Annotated in this window: 25 protein-coding genes, 1 tRNA gene and 1 pseudogene; 6 read left to right on the top strand and 21 right to left on the bottom strand. The window is 69.5% G+C overall.

What is annotated here, in order from left to right:
• Nucleotides 1–28: 28 nt before the first annotated feature.
• Complete coding sequence (locus ASC65_RS13270; RefSeq protein ID WP_235561493.1) at nucleotides 29–658, bottom strand: murein L,D-transpeptidase catalytic domain family protein; 630 nt, start codon at nucleotides 656–658, stop codon at nucleotides 29–31.
• Nucleotides 659–864: 206 nt separating this feature from the next.
• Here ASC65_RS13270 and ASC65_RS13265 point away from each other — a divergent pair, with 206 nt between their 5' ends.
• Entirely contained in the window at nucleotides 865–2181 is a 1317-nt protein-coding gene (locus tag ASC65_RS13265) for a metal-dependent hydrolase family protein (protein ID WP_056454129.1), read from the top strand.
• A gap of 22 nt (nucleotides 2182–2203) precedes the next feature.
• Here ASC65_RS13265 and lpxK read toward each other — a convergent pair.
• From lpxK to ASC65_RS13245, 4 genes and pseudogenes are all read right to left on the bottom strand, one after another.
• Nucleotides 2204–3193: pseudogene (gene lpxK / locus ASC65_RS13260) on the bottom strand (tetraacyldisaccharide 4'-kinase); the annotation flags it as partial.
• The gene (locus tag ASC65_RS13255) at nucleotides 3190–4491 is read right to left on the bottom strand and encodes a 3-deoxy-D-manno-octulosonic acid transferase (RefSeq protein WP_056454128.1); all 1302 of its coding nucleotides are present in this window, start codon (nucleotides 4489–4491) and stop codon (nucleotides 3190–3192) included. The gene ASC65_RS13255 and the pseudogene lpxK, both read right to left, overlap by 4 nt.
• Entirely contained in the window at nucleotides 4488–5180 is a 693-nt protein-coding gene (locus ASC65_RS13250; RefSeq protein ID WP_056454127.1) for a lysophospholipid acyltransferase family protein, read from the bottom strand. Before ASC65_RS13250 ends, ASC65_RS13255 begins: the two co-directional genes overlap by 4 nt.
• Nucleotides 5177–7018, bottom strand: a complete 1842-nt coding sequence (locus ASC65_RS13245; RefSeq protein WP_056454126.1) for an ABC transporter ATP-binding protein — start codon at nucleotides 7016–7018, stop codon at nucleotides 5177–5179. Before ASC65_RS13245 ends, ASC65_RS13250 begins: the two co-directional genes overlap by 4 nt.
• Before the next feature lie 217 nt (nucleotides 7019–7235).
• Between ASC65_RS13245 and ASC65_RS13240 the strand changes: the two genes are divergently transcribed.
• Nucleotides 7236–7802, top strand: coding sequence for a hypothetical protein (locus tag ASC65_RS13240; protein WP_156459665.1), 567 nt, complete (start codon nucleotides 7236–7238; stop codon nucleotides 7800–7802).
• A gap of 106 nt (nucleotides 7803–7908) precedes the next feature.
• On the opposite strand, the gene ASC65_RS13235 is transcribed toward ASC65_RS13240, so the two are convergent.
• Both ASC65_RS13235 and ASC65_RS13230 read right to left on the bottom strand, forming a co-directional pair.
• Nucleotides 7909–10413 carry a M10 family metallopeptidase C-terminal domain-containing protein gene (locus ASC65_RS13235; RefSeq protein ID WP_056454120.1) on the bottom strand — a complete coding sequence of 835 codons (2505 nt, stop codon included), beginning with the start codon at nucleotides 10411–10413 and terminating at the stop codon, nucleotides 7909–7911.
• Between the two features lie 332 nt (nucleotides 10414–10745).
• A complete protein-coding gene (locus ASC65_RS13230) occupies nucleotides 10746–10949 on the bottom strand; it encodes a hypothetical protein (RefSeq protein ID WP_056454117.1) in 204 nt (67 codons plus the stop codon).
• Between the two features lie 230 nt (nucleotides 10950–11179).
• Here ASC65_RS13230 and ASC65_RS13225 point away from each other — a divergent pair, with 230 nt between their 5' ends.
• The gene (locus ASC65_RS13225; RefSeq protein WP_056454116.1) at nucleotides 11180–11845 is read left to right on the top strand and encodes a fused DSP-PTPase phosphatase/NAD kinase-like protein; all 666 of its coding nucleotides are present in this window, start codon (nucleotides 11180–11182) and stop codon (nucleotides 11843–11845) included.
• 4 nt (nucleotides 11846–11849) lie between these two features.
• Here the strand turns inward: ASC65_RS13225 and ASC65_RS13220 are convergent, their stop codons facing one another.
• The 14 genes from ASC65_RS13220 to ASC65_RS13155 form a co-directional block, all read right to left on the bottom strand.
• Nucleotides 11850–12080, bottom strand: a complete 231-nt coding sequence (locus ASC65_RS13220; RefSeq protein WP_056454113.1) for a hypothetical protein — start codon at nucleotides 12078–12080, stop codon at nucleotides 11850–11852.
• Nucleotides 12077–12295 carry a hypothetical protein gene (locus ASC65_RS13215; RefSeq protein WP_056454110.1) on the bottom strand — a complete coding sequence of 73 codons (219 nt, stop codon included), beginning with the start codon at nucleotides 12293–12295 and terminating at the stop codon, nucleotides 12077–12079. The genes ASC65_RS13220 and ASC65_RS13215 overlap by 4 nt, the downstream gene beginning before the upstream one ends.
• Nucleotides 12296–12368: 73 nt before the next feature.
• A complete protein-coding gene (locus tag ASC65_RS13210) occupies nucleotides 12369–12614 on the bottom strand; it encodes a DUF4170 domain-containing protein (RefSeq protein ID WP_056454107.1) in 246 nt (81 codons plus the stop codon).
• A gap of 25 nt (nucleotides 12615–12639) precedes the next feature.
• Nucleotides 12640–13437: a 3'(2'),5'-bisphosphate nucleotidase CysQ gene (locus ASC65_RS13205; RefSeq protein ID WP_056454106.1), complete on the bottom strand. Its 798-nt coding sequence runs from the start codon at nucleotides 13435–13437 to the stop codon at nucleotides 12640–12642.
• Nucleotides 13434–14786, bottom strand: coding sequence for a TldD/PmbA family protein (locus tag ASC65_RS13200; protein ID WP_056454104.1), 1353 nt, complete (start codon nucleotides 14784–14786; stop codon nucleotides 13434–13436). The genes ASC65_RS13205 and ASC65_RS13200 overlap by 4 nt, the downstream gene beginning before the upstream one ends.
• A gap of 40 nt (nucleotides 14787–14826) precedes the next feature.
• Nucleotides 14827–15246: an MAPEG family protein gene (locus ASC65_RS13195; RefSeq protein ID WP_056454102.1), complete on the bottom strand. Its 420-nt coding sequence runs from the start codon at nucleotides 15244–15246 to the stop codon at nucleotides 14827–14829.
• Between the two features lie 9 nt (nucleotides 15247–15255).
• The gene (locus ASC65_RS13190) at nucleotides 15256–17091 is read right to left on the bottom strand and encodes a M14 family metallopeptidase (protein ID WP_056454209.1); all 1836 of its coding nucleotides are present in this window, start codon (nucleotides 17089–17091) and stop codon (nucleotides 15256–15258) included.
• A 40-nt stretch (nucleotides 17092–17131) separates the two neighbouring features.
• Nucleotides 17132–17752, bottom strand: coding sequence for a hypothetical protein (locus tag ASC65_RS13185; protein ID WP_056454101.1), 621 nt, complete (start codon nucleotides 17750–17752; stop codon nucleotides 17132–17134).
• Between the two features lie 3 nt (nucleotides 17753–17755).
• A complete protein-coding gene (locus ASC65_RS13180; RefSeq protein WP_056454099.1) occupies nucleotides 17756–18391 on the bottom strand; it encodes a hypothetical protein in 636 nt (211 codons plus the stop codon).
• Between the two features lie 148 nt (nucleotides 18392–18539).
• A complete protein-coding gene (locus ASC65_RS13175; RefSeq protein WP_056454096.1) occupies nucleotides 18540–20072 on the bottom strand; it encodes a UbiD family decarboxylase in 1533 nt (510 codons plus the stop codon).
• Nucleotides 20073–20081: 9 nt separating this feature from the next.
• Entirely contained in the window at nucleotides 20082–20735 is a 654-nt protein-coding gene (locus ASC65_RS13170) for a Pr6Pr family membrane protein (RefSeq protein ID WP_056454094.1), read from the bottom strand.
• 1 nt (nucleotide 20736) lies between these two features.
• Nucleotides 20737–20985, bottom strand: a complete 249-nt coding sequence (locus ASC65_RS13165; RefSeq protein ID WP_056454093.1) for a helix-turn-helix domain-containing protein — start codon at nucleotides 20983–20985, stop codon at nucleotides 20737–20739.
• A 37-nt stretch (nucleotides 20986–21022) separates the two neighbouring features.
• Nucleotides 21023–21874 carry an aldo/keto reductase gene (locus tag ASC65_RS13160; protein ID WP_056454090.1) on the bottom strand — a complete coding sequence of 284 codons (852 nt, stop codon included), beginning with the start codon at nucleotides 21872–21874 and terminating at the stop codon, nucleotides 21023–21025.
• Between the two features lie 25 nt (nucleotides 21875–21899).
• Nucleotides 21900–22778, bottom strand: a complete 879-nt coding sequence (locus tag ASC65_RS13155) for an alpha/beta hydrolase family protein (RefSeq protein WP_056454088.1) — start codon at nucleotides 22776–22778, stop codon at nucleotides 21900–21902.
• A gap of 127 nt (nucleotides 22779–22905) precedes the next feature.
• Here ASC65_RS13155 and ASC65_RS13150 point away from each other — a divergent pair, with 127 nt between their 5' ends.
• The 3 genes from ASC65_RS13150 (at nucleotide 22906) to ASC65_RS13140 (ending at nucleotide 24856) form a co-directional block, all read left to right on the top strand.
• Nucleotides 22906–23145, top strand: a complete 240-nt coding sequence (locus tag ASC65_RS13150) for a DUF3297 family protein (RefSeq protein WP_056454087.1) — start codon at nucleotides 22906–22908, stop codon at nucleotides 23143–23145.
• A 113-nt stretch (nucleotides 23146–23258) separates the two neighbouring features.
• Nucleotides 23259–24686 carry a M20/M25/M40 family metallo-hydrolase gene (locus ASC65_RS13145; protein ID WP_056454086.1) on the top strand — a complete coding sequence of 476 codons (1428 nt, stop codon included), beginning with the start codon at nucleotides 23259–23261 and terminating at the stop codon, nucleotides 24684–24686.
• An 85-nt stretch (nucleotides 24687–24771) separates the two neighbouring features.
• A tRNA-Leu gene (locus ASC65_RS13140) sits at nucleotides 24772–24856 on the top strand.
• Nucleotides 24857–24945 lie beyond the last annotated feature (89 nt).

Genomic DNA, 24945 nt, shown 5'->3' with positions numbered 1-24945 from the left:
GCTTTCAGCAAGCGGCGTTAGGCGAAGCCTACGCCCAGGCGAACAGCAGGCGGCCTTCGCCCATACGCTCGCGCAGGCCGGGCAGGTCGTGGTGGGCGACCGAGAAGCAGCCGTACGAGCGGCCCAGCTTGCCTTCGCGGGCCAGGAAGGCCGGGTCGGCGTAGTCAGCGCCGTGGATGATGATGGCGCGCTCACGGGCGCGGTCGTTTGAGTTTTCCAGCCCGTCGAGCAGGACGTTCGGCCCCTGCTGAGCGCCGAAGCTGGCGCCGGCGGTGGCGAAGGCGCCGACCGAGGACATGTGACTGTCGGGACGGTTGGAGAAATTCTGGGCGAAGCCGGTGTGGCTCGGGTCCGAACCGCGGCCGTGGCAGGTGCGCATCAGGGTGACGGCGCCGCCCTGCAGATCGACCTCGTACAGGCGCTCGTCGCCGGAGAATTTCTTGAAGTCGACCAGGTACATGCGGTCGCGCTTGGTGATCTTGCGGCTGTGGGTTTCGAGCGCGGCCTGGGCGCGCTGGAGCAGCTCGGGACGGATCTGGCCGCGCGGATCGAGCTGACGGGTCGAGTTCAGCTCGGCGGTGATGATCTCGGGGGCGCGGCTGGGAAGGACCGGCTGCGGGACCGTGATCTGAGGCCGCGTTTGGGCCGCTACGTTCACGGTCGTTTGAGTGGCGGCGGTCGCACAGCCCGAGAGCAGTGCCGCGCTACCCAGAATGAAGCCTCGTCTCGCAAGCCGCATGCGACGCCCCTCGCGCGGTTTCAGGAAGTCACGGGTTGTTTCAAATGATGACGGTCAGAGCAACCTGAGCCTTGGCGTAAAACCCCTAAGGGGCCAAGGTGCCGCACCTGTTTGGGGAGGAATGAATGAAACGGCTCAGTTCGATCGTGGCGGGAATCGTCGCGCTGGCGGCGGCCAGCTTTGCCGCGAAAACCCCCGCGCTCGCGGCCCAAGCGGGGCCGGAAGGACCCATGTTCGTCCAAGTGGGGCGGCTTCTGGCCGACCCCGCCAGCGGGGCCGTTCTGCGCGATAAAACTCTTGTGATCGAGGGGAACCAGATCGTCGAAATCCGCGACGGGTTCGTCGGGGAGGGGGCGGTCGTCGATCTGCGCGACTCGTTCGTCCTGCCTGGCTTGATCGACAGCCACGTGCATCTGACCAGTCAGCAGAACCCGAATGCGCGGCTCGAGGCGGTGACCCTGTCGGACGCCGACGACGCCATGGTCGGCGCCGGCTATGCGCGAAAGACCCTTCGGGCCGGCTTCACCACCGTGGCCGACCTGGGCGCGAGCAACGAGGCGATATTCGCCCTGCGGAACGGCATCGCGCGCGGCGACGTCGAGGGGCCGCGGATCATCGCGGCGGGGTCGGCGGTGTCCATCCACGGCGGCCACGGCGACGTCAACGGCTACCGCGACGACATCATGCACATGTTCACCGGCGAGAACATCTGCTCGGGGCCGGAGGACTGCATGCGGGCGGTGCGGCTGCAGGTGCGGTCAGGCGCAGACATCATCAAGATCACCGCCACCGGCGGGGTGCTGTCGAACACGGCGGCCGGGCTGGGGCAGCAATTCTCCGACGCCGAACTCGCCGCCATCGTTGACTCCGCGCACCGCATGGGTCGGCAGGTCACCGCCCACGCCCACGGCGCCGACGGCATCAACAGCTTCCTGCGCGCCGGCGGCGACTCGATCGAGCACGGAACCTACCTGGACGCCGAGGGCATCCGCCTGATGCAGCGCCAGGGCGTCTACCTGGTGCCGACCCTGATGGCCGGGGACTTCGTCACCCGCATCGCGGATGGTCCGAACAACTTCTTCACCCCGGCCCAGACCGCCAAGGCGCGCCAGGCCGGACCGCTGATGCTGGGCATGGTGACCCGGGCCCACGACAGCGGCGTGCGCATCGCCTTCGGCACCGACAGCGGCGTCTCGGCCCACGGCGACAACGCCCAGGAGTTCGCCCTGCTGGTGCGGGCCGGCCTGACCCCGCTCGAGGCGATCCAGACGGCGACGGTCAACGCCGCCGACCACCTGAAGATCAGCGACCGGGCCGGCCGCATCGCGCCCGGCATGCCGGCCGACCTGATCGCGGTCAGCGGCGACCCGCTGACGGATGTGACCGAGCTCGAGCGGGTGCGCTTCGTGATGAAGGGCGGGGAGGTTTATCGCCGGGACTAATTCCCTTCTCCCGCGAGGGGAGAAGGATGCTGAGGAACCCCGCCTCATCCTCGAACGTCGCCTTCACCGGCCAGCTGACCACGCGGGCGCGCCATTTCGGCGGCAGGCGGGACCAGTCCTTTTCGGTGGTGACCAGGGTCGCGCCGAACTGCTCCGCGCGATCGGCCAGGAAGCGAAGGTCCTCCTCGCGGAAGGCGGCGTGGTCAGGGAAGGGCGCGAAGTCGGCGAGCTCGGCGCCGGCGGCCGTCAGCGAGCGTTCGACCTTCCACGGCTTGGCGATGCCGGCGAAGCCGATGATCGGGCCCGACGGCGGCGGGCCGGCGGGCTCGAGCCGGGCGATGAAGACGGGTAGGTCCCCGAACAGCGCGATCAACTCCGGATCGGCGGCCTCGAGGTCGGCAGGCAGCAGGATGATCACGGCGTCGGCGCGGGCGAGGCCGGCCTTCAGGGGCTCGCGCATCGGTCCCGACGGGAAGACCGAGCCGTCGCCGAAGGGCCATTCGTCATTGCGGGTCTCGCCGTCGACGACGACCAGGCTCAGCGCCTTCTTCAGCGACGGGTTCTGGTGGGCGTCGTCCAGCACCACGGCCTGGACGCCGTCGGCGGCCATTGCGCGGGCCCCGGCGACGCGATCGCGGGCGATCCAGGCGACGCTGTCCTGGGCCAGCATCAGCGGCTCGTCGCCGACCTCAGCGGCGGTGTGGACGGCCGGGTCGACCCGGATCGGCCCTTCCAGCGAGCCGCCATAGCCGCGCGAGAGGGCCGCGGCCTTCACGCCCGAGGCGGCCAGCAGGCGCAGCACCTCGCGCGCCACAGGGGTCTTGCCCGAGCCGCCGACGGTCAGGTTGCCGATGGAGATGACCGGCACGCCCGCGTCGACCGGATCGGCGCCGGCGATGCGATGGGCCGTGGCCCCGGCCCAGACCCAGGACAGGGGCATGAGCAGCATGCGCGCCATGGCGCCGTGCTTCTTCTCGCGCTGGTACCACCAGCGGGGCGTGTTCAGCTTCATCGGCGGGCCTTGGCGCCGATCGGGGGCGGCGGCAGCAGCGCCGCCAGACCGTCCCACAGTCGGTCAAGGCCGGAGCCGGCCTCGGCCGCGGCGCGACGGCCGCGCTCGCCCATGGCCCGGGCGGCGCCGGAGTCGGCCAGCAGGGGCGCAAGAACCACGGGCAGGTCCCACGGCGCCTCGACCATGCCGAGGCCGCCGGCCTCGACCAGGGCTTCGGTGACCGCGGCCCAGTTGGTCATGTCCGGGCCGGTGAAGGCGGCCTTGCCGAGGCGGGCGGGCTCCAGCGGGTTGTGACCGCCGACCGGCGGACGATCGAGCGCCGCCGAGAAGGAGCCGCCCATGACCACGACGTCGGCCAGGCGCAGGAACAGGCCCATCTCGCCCAGGGTGTCGGCGACATAGAGGTCGGTGTCGCCGTCCGGCTCGGCGCCGTGCGAGCGCAGGGCGAAGCGGTAGCCGTCACGGGTCAGGGCGGCGGCGATGTCGGCGCTGCGCTCCGGGTGGCGCGGCACGAGGATCAGGCACAGGCGGTCGGTCAGCCGGTCCAGCGCCCGGACGATGGCGATCTCCTCGCCGTCGTGGGTCGAGGCGGCGACGACCACGGGCCGGTCGCCGATGGCGGCGCTGAGGCGGGTGAAGGCGGGCCCGTCATGCGGCGGCGGCCCGCCCGCCAGCTTGAGGTTCACATGACCGTCGATGCGGGCGCCGAGGCTCTCCAGCCGGGCGGCCGAGGTCTCGTCCTGGGGCAGGATGCGGTCGAAGGCGGCCAGGATCTCGCGCGCCGCCCCGGGGAAGCGCCGCCAGCCGTCGGCGGTCTTCTCGGTGATCCGGGCGCTGGCCAGGATCAGGCGGACGCCGCGCTTGCGGGCGTCGAGGATCAGGTTGGGCCACAGCTCGCTCTCGACGAAGACGGCCGCTGCGGGGCGCCAGTGGTCGAGGAAGGCGGCGACGGCGCCGGGCGTGTCCACGGGGGCGAACTGATGGATCACGCCCTCGGGCAGGCGCCGAGCCATCAGACTGGCCGACGTCAGCGTGCCCGAGGTGACCAGGATGTGCAGGTCCGGCCGGGCGGCCTGCACCCGCTCGACCAGCGGCAGCAGCGACAGGGTCTCGCCGACGCTGACGCCATGCAGCCAGACCACCTCGCCCGTCGGGCGCGGGCGGGAGGCCACGCCCAGCCGCTCGTCGACGCGGGCCGGATCCTCCTTGCCCTTCTTGACCCGGGCGTCGAGCAGGCGCGGGGCCAGGGGCTCGAGGAGCCGGGTCAGCAGCCGCCAGGCGATCAGGGCGGGGCTCATGGTCTCGGCTCCAGGCCGGTGAGGGCGTCGGCGCGGGCCTCGACGGCGGTGAGCCGCTCAGCCCAGTCCACGGCGACGTCGGCGACGTCCGCGCCCTGCGGATACTGCACCGAGTCCCAGACGATGGCTCCCTTTCCGAACGGCAGGGGGATCAGGCCGCGGTCCCAGCTGCCCAGCTGGATGGCCGGGTTGCACGACACGCCGAGCAGCAGCAGGGGCGCGCGGGACGCCTTGGCCATCATCGGCACGCCCTCGGCCATGCGACGGGCCGGGCCGCGCGGGCCGTCGGGGGTGACGGCGACGCAGCCGCCGCTCTTCAGGTGACGCAGGCCGTCGCGCAGGGCCTGGCTGCCGCCCTTGGCCCGGTCGGCCTTGTCCTTGTTGGCCGAGGAGCCGCGGATGGCCGGGAAGCCGATGCGGGCGACGGCGCGGGCGATGAACTGGCCGTCGGGCGACAGGGAGATCAGGGCCCGGGCGGGCTGGGCGCGCGCCAGCGGCCAGGCGACAGGGGCGACCGCGATGCGCGAATGCCAGAAGGCGACCAGCACGCCGCCGCCCCGATCCCAGATCGTCTCGGCGACGGCCTCGTTCTCGTGCGTCCAGCGGATGGTGGCGAAGCAGAAGCGCATCCACTGGGCCAGGGTCCAGGCCAGCGTCGCCTGGATGACGGGATTGCGCAGCGGCCTCATGAGACGGTGTCGACCGTGATCGGTTCGCCGTCCAGCGACTGCTGTTTGGCCAGACGGGCATAGAGGCCGCCCTTGCGGACCAGTCCCGCATGGGAGCCTTGTTCGACGACTTTGCCGGCCTCGATGACATAGATGCGGTCGGCGTTGCGCACGGTCGACAGTCGGTGAGCGATCATCAGGGTGGCGCGGCCCTCCATCAGCCGCTCCAGCGCCGCCTGGACCAGGGCCTCGCTCTCGGTGTCGAGCGCCGAGGTCGCCTCGTCGAGCAGCAGGATCGGGGCGTCCTTCAGGAAGGCGCGGGCGATGGCGATGCGCTGGCGCTGGCCGCCAGACAGGCGCAGGCCGGCCTCGCCGGCGCGGGTATGGTAGCCCTCGGGCAGGGCCGTGATGAAGTCATGGGCGGCGGCGTGGGCGGCGGCGGCCTCGACCTCGGCCTGGGAAGCGCCGGGGCGGCCATAGGCGATGTTGGCGGCGATGGTGTCGTCGAACAGGAAGGGCTCCTGGGTGACCAGGGCGATCCTGGCGCGCAGGTCGTGCAGCTTCAGCTCGCGGATGTCCTGGCCGTTGACGGTCACGGCGCCGGCGGTGACGTCATAGAAGCGCGGCAGCAGCGACAGGATGGTCGACTTGCCGCCGCCCGAAGGCCCGACCAGGGCGACGGTCTCGCCCGGCTTCACGGTCAGGGAGACGTCCGCCAGGGTCGGGGCGCCGCCTTGCGCCGCCGGGGCGTAGGCGAAGCTGACGTGGTCCAGCGCAACGGTCACCGGGCCGTCGGCCAGGGGCTGGGCGTCGGCCGCCTCGCGGATTTCGGGCTGGATGTCGAGCGAGGCGAACAGGCGCCGCGCCGCGGTCAGGCCCTCGGCCATGACGGTCTGCAGATTGGTCACCTGGCGCAGCGACTGGCCTGCGGCCATCAGCAGGCCGATGTAGGCGGCGAATGAGCCGACGCTCATTTGGCCCTGGCGAGCCTGCCAGCCGGCATAGGCCATGACCGCGGCGACCACGACCATGGCCACCAGGTTCGAGAAGGGGCCGGCGAAGGCTCTGGAGTCGGCGGACTTGATGACGTGTCGCTGGCGGCGGGCGACGACCTCGCCGACGCGAGCCTCCTCGGCCGCCTCGCGGTTCTCGATCTTGATCAGGCGGACGCCGTCCAGGTTCTCCATCAGGGCGGTGGAGAGGTTGGAGGTCTCGACCATGGCCCCGGTGGTGGCCTTGCGCATCCGCTTGCCGAAGCGACGCAGGACGAAGGCGATCACCGGCGCGCCGAGGAAGACGATGGCGGTCAGCTTCCAGTCGGTCCAGGCCATGTAGGCGAGCACGGCGATCAGGGTCAGGCCGTGCTGGGTGTAGTTGACGACGCCGTTGGTGAAGGCCTCGCGCACCAGGTTGGCGTCGAACAGCACGCTGGAGACGAAGCCGCCGGAGTGCTGGCTGCGCAGCCGGGCCAGGTCGGCGCGGATCATCGAGCCGAACAGCTTGACCTGGATGTCGCCGACAATGCCGTGGCCGAGGCGGTTGACCAGGGCGGCCTGGCCCAGGGCGGCGGCGGTCCAGATCAGGCCCGCGCCGATGATGATCATCGGGATCCAGGTCAGGGCCTGGCCCGGCGGCACGGTGATGAAGCCCCAGATCGTAACGGGCTTGCCCAGGAACAGGCCGTCGATGGCCGGCTCGAGCAATTGCAGGACGGTCGCCGCCATGACGCCGACCACGGCGGCGCAGGCGATCGACAGGAACAGCGCCGCCCGGTGGTGGGAGAGATAGTCGCGCCAGATGCGGCCCAGCAGCGGGCCGAGCGGCTCCTTCTCGTCGTCGGCGGGGGCGGGCGGAGTCATCGTCCCGAGGTCGGACGGCAGCGGGGGGAAGTCAAGCGGGGAGGTTGGGCCTGCATCGATGGCGCGACGTGGCAAGGTCTGCGAGAGTGAGCGAATGCGGCGAAGATCGACGGGTGGCGACAACAGGCCGGCTGATTCCTTGACGGGCTCACGTCGGAGATGGGTGCTATGCCGGGTGGCGCTCCTCTTGCCGCTGGCCGTCCTGCCGTCCGGGTGCATGACCCTGGCCGCGGTCCAGCGTGCGCAGGAAGAGAACACCGCCACCCGCCTGGCTCCCTTCAATGCAGCGGAGCACGCCTGGGCGCTCGGGCCCGGCGCGACGGTCACAGGGACCGTGATGATTGACACGATGTGGACCGAGAGCAGCTACGGGCGTCCGTCGACGACTGTCCGGAAGGTGCTGACCTGCGCCGGCCGAATCGTCCGGCTGATCCCCGACACGCCGCATATGCGCTGGACGCTCGACGTACATTACATGCTGCCGGTGACGAACGACGGGTACTGGAGCGACAGCACATTGATCGCCTCGCCCAGCTGGACCTGGCCCGAAGAATCCCGGGCCGTCGTGCGAGAAGGCGTCTGCGATGCGAGCGGGGGATTCCGCTTCGAGGGCGTCCCGGACGGCGCTTATCTGGTGATGGCCCTGGTCGAGGGGCCTGAGTCTTATATGAGATCGACGGACGTTGTTGTGAAACCGGTCGAGGTGCGCGCCGTAGGCGGCGCGGCGCATGCAGAGGTGCGCCTTAAGGACAACTGGTTGACCGGTTCGGTGGTCCGTCACTGAAGAAAAAGAAGCCGCCGCCCCCCCTGCAAGGACGGCGGCGGTGACGTTGCTGCAGCAATAAAACCGACCGGGAAGAAGCGGCGGGGCCTCTTCCCGGTCGAAGGCCTTAGGCCGCCAGGTACCAATCCGGATCCGAGGCCGGGGTGGCGTCGAACCAGGCGCCGCGCAGGTCGCGGCTGGTGGCGCCTTCGAGCAGCACGGACGAGCCGTCGTCGAAGCTGATCAGCACGCCGGCGGTGGAGTAGCTGATCGTGTTGCCGATGCCGGCGGCGGTGAAGGCCGACCAGTCGATGACGTCGCCGTTGCCGAAGTCGCGGATGACGTCGTCGCCCGAGCCTAGGCCGAGGATGAAGAGGTCTCCACCCGTGCCGCCGGTCAGGAAGTCGTCGCCGGCGCCGCCGACGATGATGTCCGCGCCGGTGCCGCCGCTGATCGAGTCCGCGCCGTCGCCGCCGACGAGCAGGTCGTCTCCGGTGCCGCCGTCGAGCGCGTCGGCGCCGGCGCCGCCGAACAGGTCGTCCGCGCCCGTGCCGCCAGTGAGGCTGTCGTCGCCCGCGTCGCCGTACAGGACGTCGTCGCTGGTCCCGCCGTCGAGCGAGTCATTGCCCGAGCCGCCGTGCAGTTCGTCCGAACCGGTCAGACCGCTGAGGAAGTCGTCGCCCGAGCCGCCGATGATGATGTTGTCCAGCGTATTGCCGGTCAGGCGCTGGGTGCTGGTCCCGGTCCCCGTCAGGTTCTCGAGATGCTGGGCCAGGGTGTAGTTGGCCAGGGTGGTGCGGATCGTGTCCACGCCGCTGTTGGGCGACTCGTTGACGCGATCGCCGGCGTTGTCGACGACGTAGGTGTCGTCGCCCGAGCCGCCGGTCATGTTGTCCGCGCCCGCGCCGCCGTCGAGGTAGTCGTTGCCCGCACCGCCGTTGAGCGTGTCGTCGCCCGCGCCGGCCAGGATGACGTTGTTCAGGCCGTTGCCGGTCAGAATCTGGCCGGTGGCGGCGGTCCCGGTCAGGTTCTCGACGTTCTGGCCGAGGGTGTAGGCCGCCAGGCTGGTGCGGACCTCGTCGACGCCCACTTCGTCGGCTTCGACCACCTGATCGCCGGCGTCGTCCACGACGTAGAGGTCATTGCCCGCGCCGCCGGTCATCAGGTCGGCGCCGACGCCGCCGTCCATTTGATCATTGCCGACGCCGCCGTTCAGGGTGTCGTTGCCTTCGCGGCCCAGCATGACGTCGTCGCCGGCGTTGCCGGTCAGGACGTTGTCAGCCGTGTTGCCGATGATGGCGTCCGCGCCCGAGCCGCCGACGGCGTTCTCGATGATCGCGCCATAGGCGATGCCGACGTTGTCGGTCAGGCGGCCGACCACCGGATTGGCGATCAGGGCGGCGATGTTGGCGTTGTAGGTGGCCAGGGTGATCGGGGCATAGCCGGCCGCGGCGCGGTTCAGGTTGGTCTGGGCGAAGCTCGGGGCCGAGGCCGCGGTGACGCCGCCGATGCTGCTGAGCGACCCCGGGGTCAGGTCGATCAGCTGGGTGGTGTCATAGCCCGAGGCGTCCAGGGTATCGATGCCGCCGGCGTCCCAGATGGCCATGATCGGCGCCGGGGTCAGAGTGAAGTCGTAGGAGTCGCGCCCGGCGTTCGAGTTGAAGCCGTAGGTGGTGTCGCCCGTGCGGGTGGTCATGTCCGCGCCGTAGATCGCCTGGATGGCGGCGATGTCGTGGATCAGCGGGGTCGCCGCATAGACCGTCGTCGAGACGTGGAAGTCGAAGTGGCGCGCGCCCAGCGACGAGGCGTTGAAGTAGGACATCACCGTATAGGCGCGGGTGTCCTGGGCGTATTCGGCGTTGACCGGATAGGTGATGCTCAGGCCCGGCGCGGCGTTATAGGCGCCCGGGTGGCTGAGGCCGAGAGCGTGGCCCGCTTCGTGCACCAGGGTGTGGATGCCGTAGAGGCCCTCATCCAGCTGGAAATTGCTGGCCTGGGCCGTGCTGACCCAGACGTCGCCGCCCATCTCGCGGATCTGCGGATTGACGATCGGGTTGGTGGTGATCGTCGCCGCGGGCAGGCGGGCGTAGGCTTGGGTGCTCGGGGCGTTCAGCAGATTGCCGAAATTCATGTCGGCGTCGGCGGCCGACGTCTCGACGAAGGTGGTCGAGATCAGGTCGTCCCAGGCCTGGATCGCCGCGCGGGTGGCGTCGCGCTGGGCGGTCGTGAAGGCCGCGAAGTTGAAGTATTCGGTGAAGGCGTACAGGCCGCCGTTCAGCGCGTAGCCGTACCCGTTCTCAAACACCTCGTCCTGGGTGTTGAAGAAGCCGAAATTGATCACCGCCGCCGAGCCGCTGTTGGGCACGGCGTTGTTCGGACCCGGCGTCCACGAGATGCCGGTGCGGTTCAGGTGGGCCATGACCTGTTCGATCGTCCACACCGGCTTGCCGGCGACCGTGCCGCCCGTGCCGTCGATGTTGGCGTCGATCGGCGAGACCACAGGCTCCAGGCCGGGGAAGGGCGCATGGTCGTCGTCGGCGCCGACGTACTGGACGTCGCCGGAGACGGATTCAGGCGCGTCCTCGTCCAGTTGGATGAGGGCGTAGCGGTCGTCGGTGTCTTCCAGGGCCATGGTCGTCTCCTCGTTGATGGAATCAGGAATTGGGCAGGTCGGCCGGCGACGCGCCGCGCGCGCGTCGGGTCAGGGTCTGCGTCGCCGCAACGGCGAAGGGCGCGAGGAAGGACGCGCACGGTCTGGCCATGAAATGCTCCCCCAAGCCCCGACTCCCCCACGTGTCCGGACGACCGAACACTTAACCTGACGTCAACAGGAGGGACTTCGCGAGGACCCGTCAAGCGTTGCCGTCAACCGACGCGTGTTTTCTGCTTATGCCGTTCGGGTTGTGCGCAGTGATCGCTGATCAGGTTGACTGACCCGCGAATTACCGTCGGCTAGCGGACAGATCAGCCGGGCGGTCGGTTGCGCGCGATCACCTTCATCACGATCAGAAGGATGCCGATGGCGGCGATCAGCACGCCGATCGTGGTCAGGAAGCCCCGCCCCTCGAAGCTTCCGAACAGGATCAGCGCCACCCCTACGATCAGCAGCAGCAGGCCGATCAGGTATTTGGCGATCAGGGTCCCCCCACCCGGTCGAACCGCGGTCATGTCTTTCTCCTTGCTTCGCATCGGACGCTTCCCGCGGACCTTGGCCGCCTAGGCAAGGCCGAACCATCAGGTCCGGACCCTAGGGCGGGCGCCGGAGGGCCGGAGCCGCGGACGCCGGCCCGGCCGTAGGGCGCCGGCGGCTGTTGTCGTGGATGTCGCGCTTGTCGCGCCCGAAATGTAACGCTCCGCGGACGGATGACGATCGGGCCCTGAACCGCTATCTCCCGCCCATGGCGCGCTACGACCTCAGCACTTTCGGCGGACGATTCAAGGCGCACTGGGACTATGTCTGGAAGGACCACGCCTTCCTCAGGACCTGGTTCTCCAACGCCCACTGGCTGGGGCCCGACCTGGTTCGCACCAACCAGCCGTCGCCGAAACAGCTAGCCTATTGGAAGTCCCGGGGGATCAAGACGGTCATCAACCTGCGCGGCGTGCGGGACGAGGCCTACTATGCGCTGGAGAAGGACGCCTGCGAGCGACTGGGCCTGACCCTGATCGATGCGCCGCTGGACAGTCGCGATCCGCCTCAGAAGGATCGCGTGCACCGGGCGCGCAAGCTGTTCGAGACGATCGAATATCCGGTGCTGATCCACTGCAAGTCGGGGGCTGACCGGGCCGGGATGATGGCGGTCTTCTACCGCCACTTCCACCTGGGCGAGCCGATCTCGGAGGCGATCAAACAGCTCGACAAGAAATACCTGCACCACCGCGAGGGCCTGACCGGGGTGCTGGACTACACGCTGGAGAAATACCTCAAGGAGGTGGAGCCGACCGGGGTCAGCTTCCTCGATTGGATCGACAGCGACGCCTACGACCCCAAGGCGATCCGCGCCGAGTTCAAGGCGCAGTGGTGGGGCACCCTGCTGACCGAGAGGCTGCTGAAGCGCGAGTAGGGGTTCAGCCCCACGGCCCGCGCGGGCCGTCCGAGGCGGGCGGCGGGCGCCGGTCGTCCTGTTCGGCGGACAGCTCGGCCTCGCGGCGCGACCTGCGGTCGGCCTCCCAACCCCGGAACCAGCGGGTCGCACCCCGGTCACGCCGCCAGACGACGATCCACATGACCAGCGTCATCAGCAGGAAGACGAGGCCGGCGATTTCCTCGGCGCCGAGGGTGCGGCCGAACAGGGTCAATGGCGAGGCTCTCCCGCCGGCGGCGCATGAGCGGCCGGCTCTTCGGCGGGATGGATCGGACGCGCGGGCTGGCCCGGCGTGATCGGATCATTCCAGGCGGTGTCGGCTTCCTGTGAGACATGCGTCGTCGGTAGCGACTTCTTCCCTCGCGTCGCCCAGACGACGATGACGACGCCGAGGGCCAGAAGGGCCAGGACGATCAGGGTGGGGGCCATGGGTCTCTCCCGCGCAGGCGTGGCAATATACGCCAGAAAGCGCGTCAGGCCGAGACCCGGTTCCCCGTCCTCCCTAGTGGTCGTGACCGCCGTCGGCGGCCGGATCGATCAGCCGGTGCGCGTGCAGGATGAAATACCGCATGTGCGCGTTGTCGACCGTCGCCTGCGCCCGGCCCTTCCAGGCTTTGCGGGCTTCCTCGTAGTTCGGGAAGGCGCCGACAAACTCAACCTTGCTGAGGTCGCGGAATTCAGAGCCGGTCAGGCTCGTCAGCTCGCCGCCGATGACGATGTGCAGCAGCTGGGGCGTTTCGGTGGTCATGGAGAGGGTCCGGGGGGCGGAGGGTTTATCGCGGCGCGAGCGGAATAGGCGTTGTCCGCCGTACGATCAACGGGTGGAGGGCCGGGGCGGAACATATCAGGCTGCTTTGACGCGGATCGGCCTGGTTGAAGCGCCAAGCGCCACCGTGATGGTCGCTGACCTTTCCGCCGGCCTCCTCGGCGATCAGGGCGCCGGCGCAGACGTCCCAGTCCCACTTCGGCGTCAGGGCTATGGCGGCGTCGAACGCTCCGGCCGCAACCAGGGCCATGCGGTAGGCGATGGCGTTGCGCTTTTCGAAGCGCATGGCGGGCCAGGGCTCAGGCCAGTGCGGGGCTTCCATCAGCCGGGCGTCGGCCAGGACTGAGGCGTCGTCCAGATCGGTGGTGTCCGAGGCGGTGATCGGTCGGTCGTTCAGGGTCGCGCCGCCGCCGAGGGTGGCCGCGAAGGTTTCGTTCAGCGCCGGGGCGTGGATGACCGCGGCGACCGGACGGCCATCCTCCACGACGGCGATCGGGATGCACCACCACGGCTTGCCCTTCATGTAGGCGACGGTTCCGTCGATCGGATCGACCACGAACAGCCGGCGCCGCGACAGGCGCTCGGCGTTGTCGACGGTCTCCTCGGACAGCCAGCCGTAGTCAGGTCTCGCCTTCAGCAGCGTGCTGCTCAACAGTTTGTCGACAGCCAGATCGGCCGAGGTGACCGGCGAACCGCCAGACTTGGACCAGATCTTCAGGCCGCGCTCGCGCTCGCCCATCGCCAGTTCGCCGGCGGCCAGGGCTGCGCTGCGGATCAGGTCGAGGTCGGCGACGTAGTCGGTCATTTGCCTGCGATGGCCACCGCGTCGAACAGGAGGGAGGGGCTGTTGCTCGAGCCGCGGAACTCGAGGTCGGAGCCGCGTTGGAGACGGGCGTAGAGGTCGATCAACTTGCCGGCGACGGTGACCTCGCTGACAGGCCAGGCCAGTTCGCCGTTCTCGAACCAGAAGCCGGAGACCCCGGCGGACCAGTCGCCGGTGTTGCCGTTCAGCGAGGGGCCAAACATCGACGTGATCAGCAGGCCGGTTCCGGCGTCGCTCATCAGGCCGGCGAGGTCGCGGTCGCCCGGGGCCAGGTGCAGGTTGTGGGTCGAGACCCCAGGCGGGCCGGCGAGGCCTCGCGAGGCGTGGCCCGTCGAGGCCAGGCCCAGCTGGGCGGCGGCGGACGAGTTGAGCAGCCACGTGGTCAGAACGCCGTCCTCGACCAGGGCCTGGCGGGTGACGGCGACGCCCTCGTCGTCGAAAGGCGTGGAGCCGAGGCCGCGCGGGCGGAACGGGTCGTCGATCAAGTCGACGCCCTCGGGCAGGACGCGCTGGCCGAGCTTGTCCTTGAGGAAGGAGGTGCCGCGGGCGATCGAGGGGCCGGCGATGGCGCCGACCAAGGGCGAGATCACCTGCATGGCGACCCGGTTCTCGAAGATCACCGGGGCGGTGGTCGAGGCGATCTTGCGCGGGCCGGTGCGGGCCACCGCGCGGCGGCCGGCGAAGTCGCCGATCGACTGGGCCGACGGCAGGTCGGACAGATGGCGGACGGCGCGGTGCTCGCCGCCGCGCTCCATGGCCCCGTCCTTTTCGGCGATGACACCGGCGCCGAGCGAGAAGGCCGAGCCCTGATAGGCTCCGTCGAAACCGTGCGAGGTGACCATCCGCCAACGGCTGGACGAGGTCGAGGCGTGGCCGCCCTCGGACTTGGCGACGCCGGGCACGGCGAGGGCGGCGGCTTCGGCCTCGGCGGCGGCGGCCTCCAGCTCAGCGGCGCTGCGTTCGCTGGGGTCATACAGGTCGAGGTCGACGAACGGGCCGCGGGCCAGACGATCCTCGGGGGCGAGGCCGGCGTAGGGGTCCTCAGGGGCCAGACGGGCCATGGCCACGGCGCGCTCAACCAGGCGGGCGCGAGTCGCTTCGGACAGGTCCGAGGCGGAGACGGTGGCCTGGCGGCGACCGATGAAGACGCGCAGCCCGAGGTCGCGGCTCTCCTCGCGCTCGACGTCCTCCAGCGTGCCGTTGCGGACGCCGACGGACAGGGAGGCGCGCTGGGCGGTGACGGCCTCGGCGGCGTCGGCGCCGGCCTTCAGCGCCGCGGAAACGAGGTCGGGCAGGAAGTCGGCGGCGGCGGCGTCACGCGGGGAGGTCATGCCCCGATATGACGGTGCGGCCCCTGAGGCGCAACCGCCCTCAGGACCAGGCGGCGAAGATCAGCAGGCCCGCGGCGGCGAGGAAGGTCAGATAGGTCAGGATCATGCCGATCAGCCGACCCGGCGCCGGCTGCGTCGCCTGCGCCATTCCCCAAGCGTGCAGCACCCGCCCGATCAGGAAGGCGGCCCCGAGCATGTGGACCACCTCGGCGCTGTAGAAGACCGCGACGATGGCCAGGGCCACGAGGGCCACTGGGATGTATTCGATGGCGTTGCCGAAGGCGCGGGTGGTCGAGGTCAACTCGGCATGGCCGCCGTCGCCGACCGAGACCTTGAGCCGACGGCGGCGCAGGCTGATGCGGATCGACAGGGCCAGGATCAGGAGCAGCGACAAGCCGGTCCACAGGGCGACCGCCTGGAAGGCCTCGGTGTGGAAGGCCAGGGCCTCTTCGAGCGTCATGCGGTCCCCCTAGTTTTCGCGCGCCACCGGATAGAGGCGGAAATGATCGTCGTAGAAGGGCGTCCGCTCGTAGAACCACTGCAGGCGGGCGTCGCCATCGGCGGCGAAGGCAGCGTCGGACGCCAGCTTGGCTTCGAACTCGGCTTTCAGGGCCGGGTCAGAGGCCAGCATCTTCTCGGCCAGCGGAGCGATGGCGTAGCCCTCGATGTATTCGACGCGGCTGAGCACCTCAGGGAACATGCCCCAGGCGAAGAAGCTCTCGCTAGATTGCGGCTCAAGCAGCAGGACGACGATGTCGCCCAGCGGCTGGTCCGTCGGCACGCGCACCGAGCCGGTCGGGAAGGTCCAGTCGCGGGCCACCGGCGTGACCGACGTCACCGTGATCGGCACATGACCTTCGTTCGGGCGCGTCGCCACCTTGGGATCGTCGAGGCGCAGCATCTCGACGCCGACCGTGCGCGGGGCGTCCAGGGTCTCCATGGTCACGCCGTGGACGCGCAGACGTTCGATGATGTCGGTGCGATAGGACGGCACCCAGTAGGCCTCCGGCCGTTTCAGCGTCAGCGACGGGTGCGACGAGTAGAAGGGCATCCGCCACAGCTCGGGATCAGCCTGGCCGAGCCAACGGATCTCCTGACGGCCCGAGGCGGGGCTGTCGTACAGTTCGTAGGTGATGCCCTTGAAGGCGCGGGTCGAGATCGGCTTGTCGTCCTGGACGAAGTTGGCCGGAATCTCGGCCGGGCGCAGGGCGCTGTCGGCGGCGATGGCCGTGCGCAGGTGGGCGCCGTCCTCGGCCAACAGGCGCATTGCGCGTTCGAGGAAAACATAGGTGCCCAGCACGCGCTGTTCGTGCGGCTTCAGGCTGTGGTTCTCGATCAGGATGGTCGGCACGTGGGCGGCGGAGCCCCAGCCGTTGGAGAAGCGCTCGCCGAGACCGCCGTCCGACAGGCCCTCGCGCGGATTGCTGTCGCCGATGCCGAAGACCAGTTCGCCAGGGATGTGGCCCTGGACCTCGAGCGCGGCGTTGATCGCCGGCTTGAAGGCATCGTCGAGCCACTTCGCGGTCGCCGGCGAGCGCGAGTAGAGCCCGTTCTCGCCGTTGTAGCCGTAGGTGACGTCGTATTGGTAATCCATGCCGTCGGTGACGTGGATGTCGACGTAGAGGTCCGGCTTGTACTTCACGATCAGGCCGCGCACCGCCCGCATCTCGGGCTGGTCGAGCTTGAGGTAGTCGCGGTTCAGGTTCTGGTTGGTCGCCGTATTGCGCCAGCCCTGGATGCGGGGCCCACGCTGGTTCGGACGGCTGTAGGCGCCGGCGCGCTCGTGGCCGTCGACCGACAGGATCGGGATCAGGATCAGGTTGACCCGATCGAGCAGGTCGTCCTTGCCGTAGAAGGCGATGTCGCGGAGCAGCATCATGCCCGCGTCCTTGCCGTCGATCTCGCCCGGATGGATGCCGGCCTGGGCCAGCAGCACAGGCTTGGACGGGTCGAAGGCCGCGCCGTCCTTGGAGGCGATGACGGCGTAGATCGGCCGGCCCTCCGGCGAGACGCCGAACTGCTCGATGCGGATCAGGTCCGAAGCGGCGTCGAGGCGGTCGAACCAGGCGCGGGTATCGACATAGGTCGGGCTGAAGTCGTGCTCGGCGTCGGCCTCGAAGGCGGTCACCCAAGGATCGGAGGCGTCGCGTAGCAGGGCGCGGCTGGCGCCGTCCCAGCGCGGCGCGGGCGGCAGGAAGGCCTGGTCCCAGGGGGCGGCGTTCGGGACGGACGACGGAGTCTGGGCCATGGCGGTACTCGGAAGGAGGGCCGCCAGCGCGGCGGCGATCAGGACGGCGGTGCGCATGGGGCGTTCCTCGGCCATGACGGCTCCCAGTTCAAGTGGCTCAGCCGCCGGGCGGCGACCATCCGCCGGCGGCGACGAGGACGGCAGCCGAGCGCAGCACGTTGAAGACGCTGTAGGCGACCACCACGATCAGGGCGCCGACGGCGAGCCGCCGCCAGGGCGCGAAGGCCGCGGCGGCCGTGCCGAAAACGAAGATCGCCATGCCGACCCAGAGGCGCGGGGTGGAGAGGGCCGCGAACTCGGCGTTCACGCTCATCAGGGTCGCGAACAGCGTGGCGACGATCAGATTGGCGGCCAGCACGCAGCTGAAGACCAGCCGTCGGTGGGCCCAGAAATGGGCGTCGAGATCGATGCGATCACTGACCCCTTCGGCGGTGACGCGCGGGAAGGTCACGCTGGCGGCGACATAGAAGGTTGCGGCGACGACCAGACCCAGGAAGAGCAGCGACAAGTTGAAGGGCGCGCCCTGGAAGATGGTCCACGCTTGGGACCAGAAGGTCGCTACGTCCATGGCGACGAAGACGGCGAGCAGGGGCGTGAGCCAGCCGAATCGAACCCGCTGACGCTCGTGCAGGACCCGCGCAAAGCCGCCGACGAGCTCGGCCACCGACAGGCCCAGCAGCAGGCCGTAGAAGCTGAAGAAGAACTCGAACGCGCTCATGGATCAGGGCGCAGCCGGGGCCGTGGCCGGGGCCGCGGGCGCGGCGCGCTGCATCTTCTCCGCCAGGTCGGGGACGGCCGCGGTGGCGATCGCCGACATCAGGTACAGGACGATGTGGATCCCCGTCAGGATGGCGAAGACCTTGGTGCTGCGGATGAGCGCCGCGGGCACGACAAGGGCGACGTACATCAGGACGGCGGAGCCTGCGTTGAGCGCCAGCATGAGGCCATCGGGTTTGCTGAGGATAATCGGGGCGGCGACCAGGACGGCCAGCGCATTGGCGGCCGTTGTCAGGAGCAGGACGATCCGTTTGTTGGCGAAGAAGTGGTCGTCCAGCGACATGCCCTCCTCGATCTGATGCGGGAAGACGAGGGAGGCGGCGATGAAATAGACCACTGCGACGACCAGGCTGGCGACCAGCAGGCCGTAGCTGAACGGCGTTTCGCGGAATGTCGACCAGGCGAAGTCCCAGAAGCTGGCGACATCCAGTGCGACGAAGACGGCCAGCAGGGGCGTCAGCCAGCCGATCCGCAGTTTGCGGCGATGCTGGATCGCGGTGGCCGCGCCCGTGGCGATGACCGCGAGCGAGAGGCCCAGCAGCAGGCCGTAGAAGCTGAAGAAGAATTCGAACGCGCTCATTGGTCCCCCACCCTTGCCGATACAGCCTAGGCGAGCGAAGGGGCGGCGTCACCCGTGCAGGCGGGACCGCAGCGGGCTGGAGGCGCAGGAGCAGGCGTGGCTGGGCGAAGAGGCGCCTGGGCCGCGGCGCTCTACCAGTCCTGACGGGTCACCGTTTCCAGATCGGCGAGCCGTCGCCGGGCAGGCCGAGACGGTCCCACATGTCGGAAACGCGGTCGACGACCTCGGCGTCCATACGGATCTCCTCACCCCATTCGCGCTTGGTCTCGGGCTCCCACTTGTCCGTGGCGTCCAGCCCGATCTTGGAGCCGAGGCCGCTCTCCGGGCTGGCGAAGTCGAGATAGTCGATCGGGGTGTTCTCGATGACGGTGATGTCGCGCGCGGGGTCCATCTTGGTGGAGATGGCCCACATGACCTGCTTCCAGTCGCGGGCGTCGATGTCGTCGTCCACGACGATGACCCACTTGGTGTACATGAATTGGCGCAGGTAGCTCCACACGCCCAGCATCACGCGCTTGGCGTGGCCGGGGTAGGCCTTCTTCATCGACACCACGGCGATGCGGTAGCTGCAGCCCTCGGGCGGGAGCCAGAAGTCGGTGATCTCGGGGAACTGCTGGCGCAGCAGGGGGATGAAGACCTCGTTCAGCGCCTCCCCCAGCACCGAGGGCTCGTCCGGCGGCCGGCCGGTGAAGGTGGTCAGGTAGATGGGGTCGCGCCGCATGGTGATGGCGGTGACCTGGAAGACCGGGAAGGTCTCGACCGAGTTGTAGTAGCCGGTGTGGTCGCCGTAGGGGCCCTCGGGCGCGTGCTCATCGAGCAGGACGTGGCCCTCGAGCACGATCTCGGCGTGGGCCGGGACCATCAGCGGCACGGTTTTGCAGGGAACCAGCTCGGCCTTCTGGCCGCGCAGCAGGCCCGCGAACTGGTATTCCGACAGGGTGTCCGGCACCGGAGTGACGGCGGCCAGGATAGTGCCCGGGTCGGCGCCGAGCACGACGGCGCAGGGCAGGGGCTCCTTGGCGCCGGCCTTCTTGTGGCGGGCGTAGTGCTGGGCCCCGCCGCGATGGGCGAGCCAGCGCATGATGGCCCTGTCCTTGCCCAGCACCTGCATGCGGTAGATGCCCAAGTTGAAGTCGTCCTCGCGGGCGTCCGAGGGCCCCTTGGTGACGACGAGGCCCCAGGTGATCAGCGGCGCGGGCTCGCCGGGCCAGCAGCCCTGGATCGGCAGCGAGGTCAGATCGATCTGGTCGCCCTTGAGCACGATCTGCTGGACCGGGGCGGTCTTCAGCACCTTCGGCCGCATCGCCATGACCGTCTGCGCCAGCGGCAGCATCTCCATGGCGTCGCCGAGGCCGCGCGGCGGGGTCGGGTTGCGCAGGAAGGCCAGCAACTCGCCGACCTCGCGCAGTTCGCCGGCGGTGGTGCGTTTCTTCTTCTCCAGGGTCACGCCCATGGCCACCCGCTTCACCGTGCCGAACAGGTTGGCGAGGCAGGGGATGGGGCTGATCGAGCCGTCGGGCATGACCGGCTTTTCGAAGATCACCGCGGGGCCGCCGTTGCGCAGCAGCCGGGTCTGGATCTCGGTCATCTCGAGGTGGGTCGAGACCGGTTCGGACACGCGCACCAGTTCGCCCTCGGCTTCGAGGATGTCGATGAAGTCGCGAAGCGATTGGTAAGCCATGCCGTTGGATTAGGCGGCGCGAGCTCGCCTGTCACGCCCAAGCGCATAGCGGTCGATCAGCACCAGGGCGCAGCCCGCTCCAAGGAAGAAGACCAGCAGGGACACGGCCCAGAAGATGGTCCGCTCCAGCCCCAGCTGCGGCACGTTGACGAACCAGTAGGGCCAGAAGCCGGTGGCGTAGCCATGGATCACGGTCCAGACGCCGTAGGCGGCCGGGAAGGACAGCCATTTGATCGGGTGGCTCCAGGTCAGCGTCCCCTTGGGCGTGAACATCAGCCAGTCGAGGATGTAGGCGGCCGGCAGGACGTAGTGCAGCAGCACGGTGGCGACCACATCGAGCGTGACGGGGGTCCACGGGCTGGACAGCAGGAAGTGATAGGCCACCGCGACGACCGTAATGTACATCGCCACCGCCGAGCGGACGCCCGGCGCCTCGGCCCAGCGGCCCAGTCGGGAGCCGGGCGCGACCACCGGCGCGGTCAGGGCCAGCACCACCAGCACGGTGCCCAGGATGGTGAAGAAGCTGAAGTAGCGCAGGGTCAGGGCGAACAGGTTCAGCTCGGGCAGGCTGCGCGCCATCAGCCAGAATTTCAGCGCCAGGGCCGCCCAGCCGACGGCCGCGAAGACCGCGCGCCAGAGGTAGGCGGCGCGGTCCCGGGCCATCTCAGTAGGCCCGCGTGTCGGAGACGAGGGCCCACAGCGGCAAGTGCAGGGCGCTGGTCGCGGCGCCGATCTGGGCGGTGGAGAGGTGGGCGCGCCCGGCTTCCGCTAGGCGCTCTTCCTCTGGGGTCAGATCGATCAGTCGGGCGAGTTCGACGACGGTCATGCCGCGCTGCTCCCGCCACCGCTTCAGCCTCGCGCCGACCGCCGCATCGAGCGGATCGACGCCGGGAAATCCCAGCACCGAACCCATGAACGTCGCTCCCGTGACGTCCTCTAGGCGGGACGCCTCACGCCCATTCTTCGTCCCATTGGAAGTCCTTGTCGAGCCAGTCGCCGAGACGGCCGTCGGGACGGGCCAGGGCGTGGATGCGCTGCATCTCCTCGGCGGACAGCTCGAAGTCGAAGATGTCGAAGCTCTCCTGGGCGCGGCTGACCTTGGTCGTGCGCGGGATGGCGATGACGCCCTGTTGGATCAGCCAGCGCAGGGTGATCTGGCCGGCCGACTTGCCGTGGGCCTTTCCGATCTCGTTGATCGTCGGGTCATCGGCGATCTTGCCTTGGGCCAGCGGCGACCAGGCGGTGATCGAGGAGCCGAGGTCCCTGGCCGTCTCAAGCAGCGTCGTCAGCTTCTGGTAGGGGTGGTACTCGACCTGGTTGGTGATCAGCCGGGCCTTTGACAGCGCCTGGGCCTCGCGGAACTCCTTCGAGGGGAAGTTGGACAGGCCGATGGCGTGGGTCAGGCCCTTATCCTTGGCCTCGTTCAGCGCCTCGATGGTCTCCTTCAGGGCCGGCGAGGCCTTGGGCCAGTGCAGCAACAGCAGGTCGGGGGTGAAGCCCAGGCTGGCGGCCGATTCCTCGGCCTGTTTCAAAAGACCCTCGCGATCGAAATGCTCGACCCAGATCTTGGTCGTCAGCCAGATGTCCTCGCGGGCCACATGGCCAGCCGCGATGGCGTCGCGGATGCCGTCGCCGACGGCGGCCTCGTTCTTGTAGATCCACGCCGTGTCGATGTGGCGGTAGCCGATGCGCAGGGCCTCGGCGACCATCCGCCGGGCGTCTTCGGGCTCGAGCATCCAGGTGCCGAAGCCGAGCTGGGGGATTGCGTGGCCGTCAACGGCGATAGCGGACTGTGCGGACATGGGGAGCGCTCCGGGAAGGGTGCGCTTACCTATGCGGTGCGACGCTCGGTTCAAGCAGCCAGTCGAACATCTCGTCCCACAGCGGCTCCATCCCCCGGCGGAAGGCGCCCTCGTGGCCGATGCGGGCGACGCCGTAATCGGCGGGCTTGCGGACGACGACCTCCTTGGGCGCGTTGGGATAGACCTGCAGGAGGATCGGCGAGGTCCTGGGCGTGGCGATCGGGTCGTCGGTGAAGATCCACGAGCGGATCGGAGCGGTCACGGCGTCGAAGTGGTGCGGTTGAAGCTGGTCCTTCAGCTCGTCGAGGAAATAGGGCTCCTTCAGGCACCAGCGTCGCCAGGTCTCCCAGACGCCGCGCGGCAGGTCGGTTCCCGCCCACAGGCCGCCGCCCTTGATGTAGCCGTGCCGCGCCAGGCTGTACGGGCCGTAGCCGAGCCAGAAGAACAGCTCGAGCGGGTTGTAGGACCGGTGGTGCCGGCCCCAATAGCCGCTGCCGACCGAGACGAAGGCGTGCCGCGCGATGCGGGCGTGGTTGGGCATGAAGCCGAGGAAGTGGCCGCCGACGCTATGGCCGACGTGGACGATCGGCAGGCCGGGCGCGGCCTCGGCCAGGGCGTCCAGGGCCGCGGGCATGTCGAGCCGGCCCCAGTCGGGATAGTCCATCCGCATCGCCGCCAAATCTTCTGGGCGAGAACCGGCGATGCCGCGGAAGTCGTAGGTCAGGACGGCCGCGCCGCGCCCGGTCAGGTGGCGGGCGAATCGGTCGTAGAAGCCCTTGGGAAAGCCGGTGCCCGAACTGACCAGGACGGCGACGCTCGGCGCGGCCGCCGAGACCAGCCGCATCGACAGCGGGAAGCCATCGGCGGCGGCGGACGTGAAGTCGCGAATGATGAGGTCGCTCATGAGGTCCGTCTCTATTCGCAACGAACTTAGCGGATTGACGCCGGGTTAGGTCAAGTCCCGCATCGGGCCTTGGAGGCGGGGACCGGGTCGGCTAAAGGCGGCGGCTGATCCTTAGACGAGCCTTCCCATGACCGACGTCATCCCCGACCGACTTTCCGTCGACCCCGACAGCCCGTTCCACGACGCCGACCTGCTGTCGAAGGGCGTCGGCGTCCGCTTCAAGGGCGAAGAGAAGACCAACGTCGAGGAATACTGCATTTCGGAAGGCTGGGTCCGCCTGGCCGTCGGCAACCGCGTCGACCGCCGCGGCAAGGCCCTGACCGTCAAGCTGCAGGGCCCGGTCGAGGCCTGGATCAAGGGCGAGTAGCCAGCCCCGGCGTGCCTTGTGACGGCCGAAGGAAAACTCCGGCCAAGCCTGCTTCCCGCTATCGAATCCCCGGTCTAGGTTCCCGGCCTCCCCTGTGAGTCCCCGGAGTGATCATGCGCCTGTCCGCCCGCCTCCTCGCCGCCAGCGCGCTTGCGCTGAGCCTCGCCGCGCCCGCCCTCGCGCAGGACGCCGCGACCATCCAGCGGGCGGAGCAGATCCGCGATGCGGCCAAGGCGGAGAACATCGCTTTGGACTACGTGACCCAACTGACCACCCGCTTCGGGCCGCGTCCGGCGGGTTCGCACTCGGAGCAGGCCGCCGCCGCCTGGGCCGCCGACTACATGCGCGCCCACGGCTTCCAGAACGTCCGCGTCGAAGAGTTCCCGCTGGTCGGCTGGGAGCGCGGCGAGGAACAGGCCGCCATCGTCGGCGCCCAACCCCAGCGGCTGGTCGTCGCCGCCCTGGGCCACTCGCCCGGCACCAACGGGGTGATCGAGGCCGAGGTGGTCCGATTCGACAGCCTGGAGGCGCTGAACGCCGCCCCGGCCGGCTCGTTGAACGGCAAGATCGCCTTCGTCGATGCAGGTCAGATGGTGCGCATGCAGGACGGCTCGGGCTACGGCCCGCTGTCGCGCATCCGCGGCGCCGGTCCGGCGGCGGCGGCCTCGAAGGGGGCGGTGGCCTTCATCATGCGGTCGGCGGGGTCGGACGAGCACCGCATGCCGCACACCGGCACCACCCGCTATGTCGAGGGCCGCGTGCCCCTGCCGGCCTTTGCGCTCAGCGCGCCCGACGCCGACCAACTGTCCCGCCTGCTGGGCCTAAACGAGCCGGTGCGGATCAGCCTGTCCTCGACCGCGCACACCTATGAGACGGTGTCGCAGAACGTGGTCGGCGAGATCGTAGGCCGGTCGCGTCCGGACGAGGTCATCGTCCTGGGCTCGCACATGGACAGCTGGGACCTGGGCACCGGGGCCATCGATGACGCCGCCGGCGGCGGCATCACCCTGGCCGCGGCCAAGGCCATCGCGGAGAGCGGTCGCCGTCCGGCGCGGACTGTCCGCGTCGTGCTGTACGGCTCGGAGGAGGTCGCCCAGCCGACCGACACCGGCAACGGCGGCGGCGCCTATGTCCGCAACATCGGCCCGGCCATCGAGAAGCACATCATCGCCGGCGAAAGCGACTTCGGCGCCGACCGTGTCCACGCCCTGCGTCTGCCGCCGGGGGCCCAGGCCTCGGACTTCGCCAAGGCGGCGACCCAGGTTCTGTACCCGATCGGCGTCCTGCCTTCGCAGCAGCCCGAACTGCATGGCGGCGTCGACATCGGTCCGCTGGCCGAGGGCGGCGTGCCGGTGTTCGGCCTGAGCCAGGACGGCAGCCGCTATTTCGACCTGCACCACACGGCCGACGACACCCTGGACAAGATCGACCCGGAACAGTTGAGCCAGAACGTCGCCGCCTGGGCGGGGCTGGTCTATCTGATCGCGGATTCGGACGTCGACTTCCGGGCCATGCGCCCGGCGGGCGAAGCGGCGCGCTGATCGAGGCGGATCGCGGGAGCGGCCTCGGCCCGCTCCCGCTGCGTGGCGCGCCGAGCCGGTCGCTGCTAGACCGGCCAGACGGCCCGCGAGCGTGGCGAAACTGGTAGACGCAAGGGACTTAAAATCCCTCGACCTCGGTCATGCGGGTTCGATCCCCGCCGCTCGCACCACCGGCCCTCCCATAACTTCGTGTTTCCGCGGGCGGAGCGGCCTTACCCCTGCGGCGTTTCGTTGGCAGTAAGGGCGCGAACGCTCCCTC

The organism is Brevundimonas sp. Root1279 (genome assembly GCF_001425945.1).
Taxonomy (GTDB): Bacteria; Pseudomonadota; Alphaproteobacteria; order Caulobacterales; family Caulobacteraceae; genus Brevundimonas.
The sequence above is the reverse complement of the archived record's forward strand: the minus strand, read 5'-3'. Positions and strand labels throughout refer to the sequence as shown.

Excerpts from the sequence above, each read along its gene's own strand:
- ASC65_RS13180 (WP_056454099.1), bottom strand. The coding sequence starts at position 18,391 with ATGAGCGCGTTCGAATTCTTCTTCAGCTTCTACGGCCTGCTGCTGGGC.
- ASC65_RS13210 (WP_056454107.1), bottom strand. The coding sequence starts at position 12,614 with ATGACCACCGAAACGCCCCAGCTGCTGCACATCGTCATCGGCGGCGAG.
- ASC65_RS13225 (WP_056454116.1), top strand. The coding sequence starts at position 11,180 with ATGGCGCGCTACGACCTCAGCACTTTCGGCGGACGATTCAAGGCGCAC.
- ASC65_RS13250 (WP_056454127.1), bottom strand. The coding sequence starts at position 5,180 with ATGAGGCCGCTGCGCAATCCCGTCATCCAGGCGACGCTGGCCTGGACC.
- ASC65_RS13235 (WP_056454120.1), bottom strand. The coding sequence starts at position 10,413 with ATGGCCCTGGAAGACACCGACGACCGCTACGCCCTCATCCAACTGGAC.
- ASC65_RS13190 (WP_056454209.1), bottom strand. The coding sequence starts at position 17,091 with ATGCGCACCGCCGTCCTGATCGCCGCCGCGCTGGCGGCCCTCCTTCCG.
- ASC65_RS13155 (WP_056454088.1), bottom strand. The coding sequence starts at position 22,778 with ATGAGCGACCTCATCATTCGCGACTTCACGTCCGCCGCCGCCGATGGC.
- ASC65_RS13195 (WP_056454102.1), bottom strand. The coding sequence starts at position 15,246 with ATGACGCTCGAAGAGGCCCTGGCCTTCCACACCGAGGCCTTCCAGGCG.
- ASC65_RS13145 (WP_056454086.1), top strand. The coding sequence starts at position 23,259 with ATGCGCCTGTCCGCCCGCCTCCTCGCCGCCAGCGCGCTTGCGCTGAGC.
- ASC65_RS13215 (WP_056454110.1), bottom strand. The coding sequence starts at position 12,295 with ATGGCCCCCACCCTGATCGTCCTGGCCCTTCTGGCCCTCGGCGTCGTC.
- ASC65_RS13200 (WP_056454104.1), bottom strand. The coding sequence starts at position 14,786 with ATGACCTCCCCGCGTGACGCCGCCGCCGCCGACTTCCTGCCCGACCTC.
- ASC65_RS13170 (WP_056454094.1), bottom strand. The coding sequence starts at position 20,735 with ATGGCCCGGGACCGCGCCGCCTACCTCTGGCGCGCGGTCTTCGCGGCC.
- ASC65_RS13205 (WP_056454106.1), bottom strand. The coding sequence starts at position 13,437 with ATGACCGACTACGTCGCCGACCTCGACCTGATCCGCAGCGCAGCCCTG.
- ASC65_RS13265 (WP_056454129.1), top strand. The coding sequence starts at position 865 with ATGAAACGGCTCAGTTCGATCGTGGCGGGAATCGTCGCGCTGGCGGCG.
- ASC65_RS13160 (WP_056454090.1), bottom strand. The coding sequence starts at position 21,874 with ATGTCCGCACAGTCCGCTATCGCCGTTGACGGCCACGCAATCCCCCAG.
- ASC65_RS13185 (WP_056454101.1), bottom strand. The coding sequence starts at position 17,752 with ATGAGCGCGTTCGAGTTCTTCTTCAGCTTCTACGGCCTGCTGCTGGGC.
- ASC65_RS13245 (WP_056454126.1), bottom strand. The coding sequence starts at position 7,018 with ATGACTCCGCCCGCCCCCGCCGACGACGAGAAGGAGCCGCTCGGCCCG.
- ASC65_RS13175 (WP_056454096.1), bottom strand. The coding sequence starts at position 20,072 with ATGGCTTACCAATCGCTTCGCGACTTCATCGACATCCTCGAAGCCGAG.
- ASC65_RS13165 (WP_056454093.1), bottom strand. The coding sequence starts at position 20,985 with ATGGGTTCGGTGCTGGGATTTCCCGGCGTCGATCCGCTCGATGCGGCG.
- ASC65_RS13240 (WP_156459665.1), top strand. The coding sequence starts at position 7,236 with ATGACCCTGGCCGCGGTCCAGCGTGCGCAGGAAGAGAACACCGCCACC.
- ASC65_RS13255 (WP_056454128.1), bottom strand. The coding sequence starts at position 4,491 with ATGAGCCCCGCCCTGATCGCCTGGCGGCTGCTGACCCGGCTCCTCGAG.
- ASC65_RS13230 (WP_056454117.1), bottom strand. The coding sequence starts at position 10,949 with ATGACCGCGGTTCGACCGGGTGGGGGGACCCTGATCGCCAAATACCTG.
- ASC65_RS13150 (WP_056454087.1), top strand. The coding sequence starts at position 22,906 with ATGACCGACGTCATCCCCGACCGACTTTCCGTCGACCCCGACAGCCCG.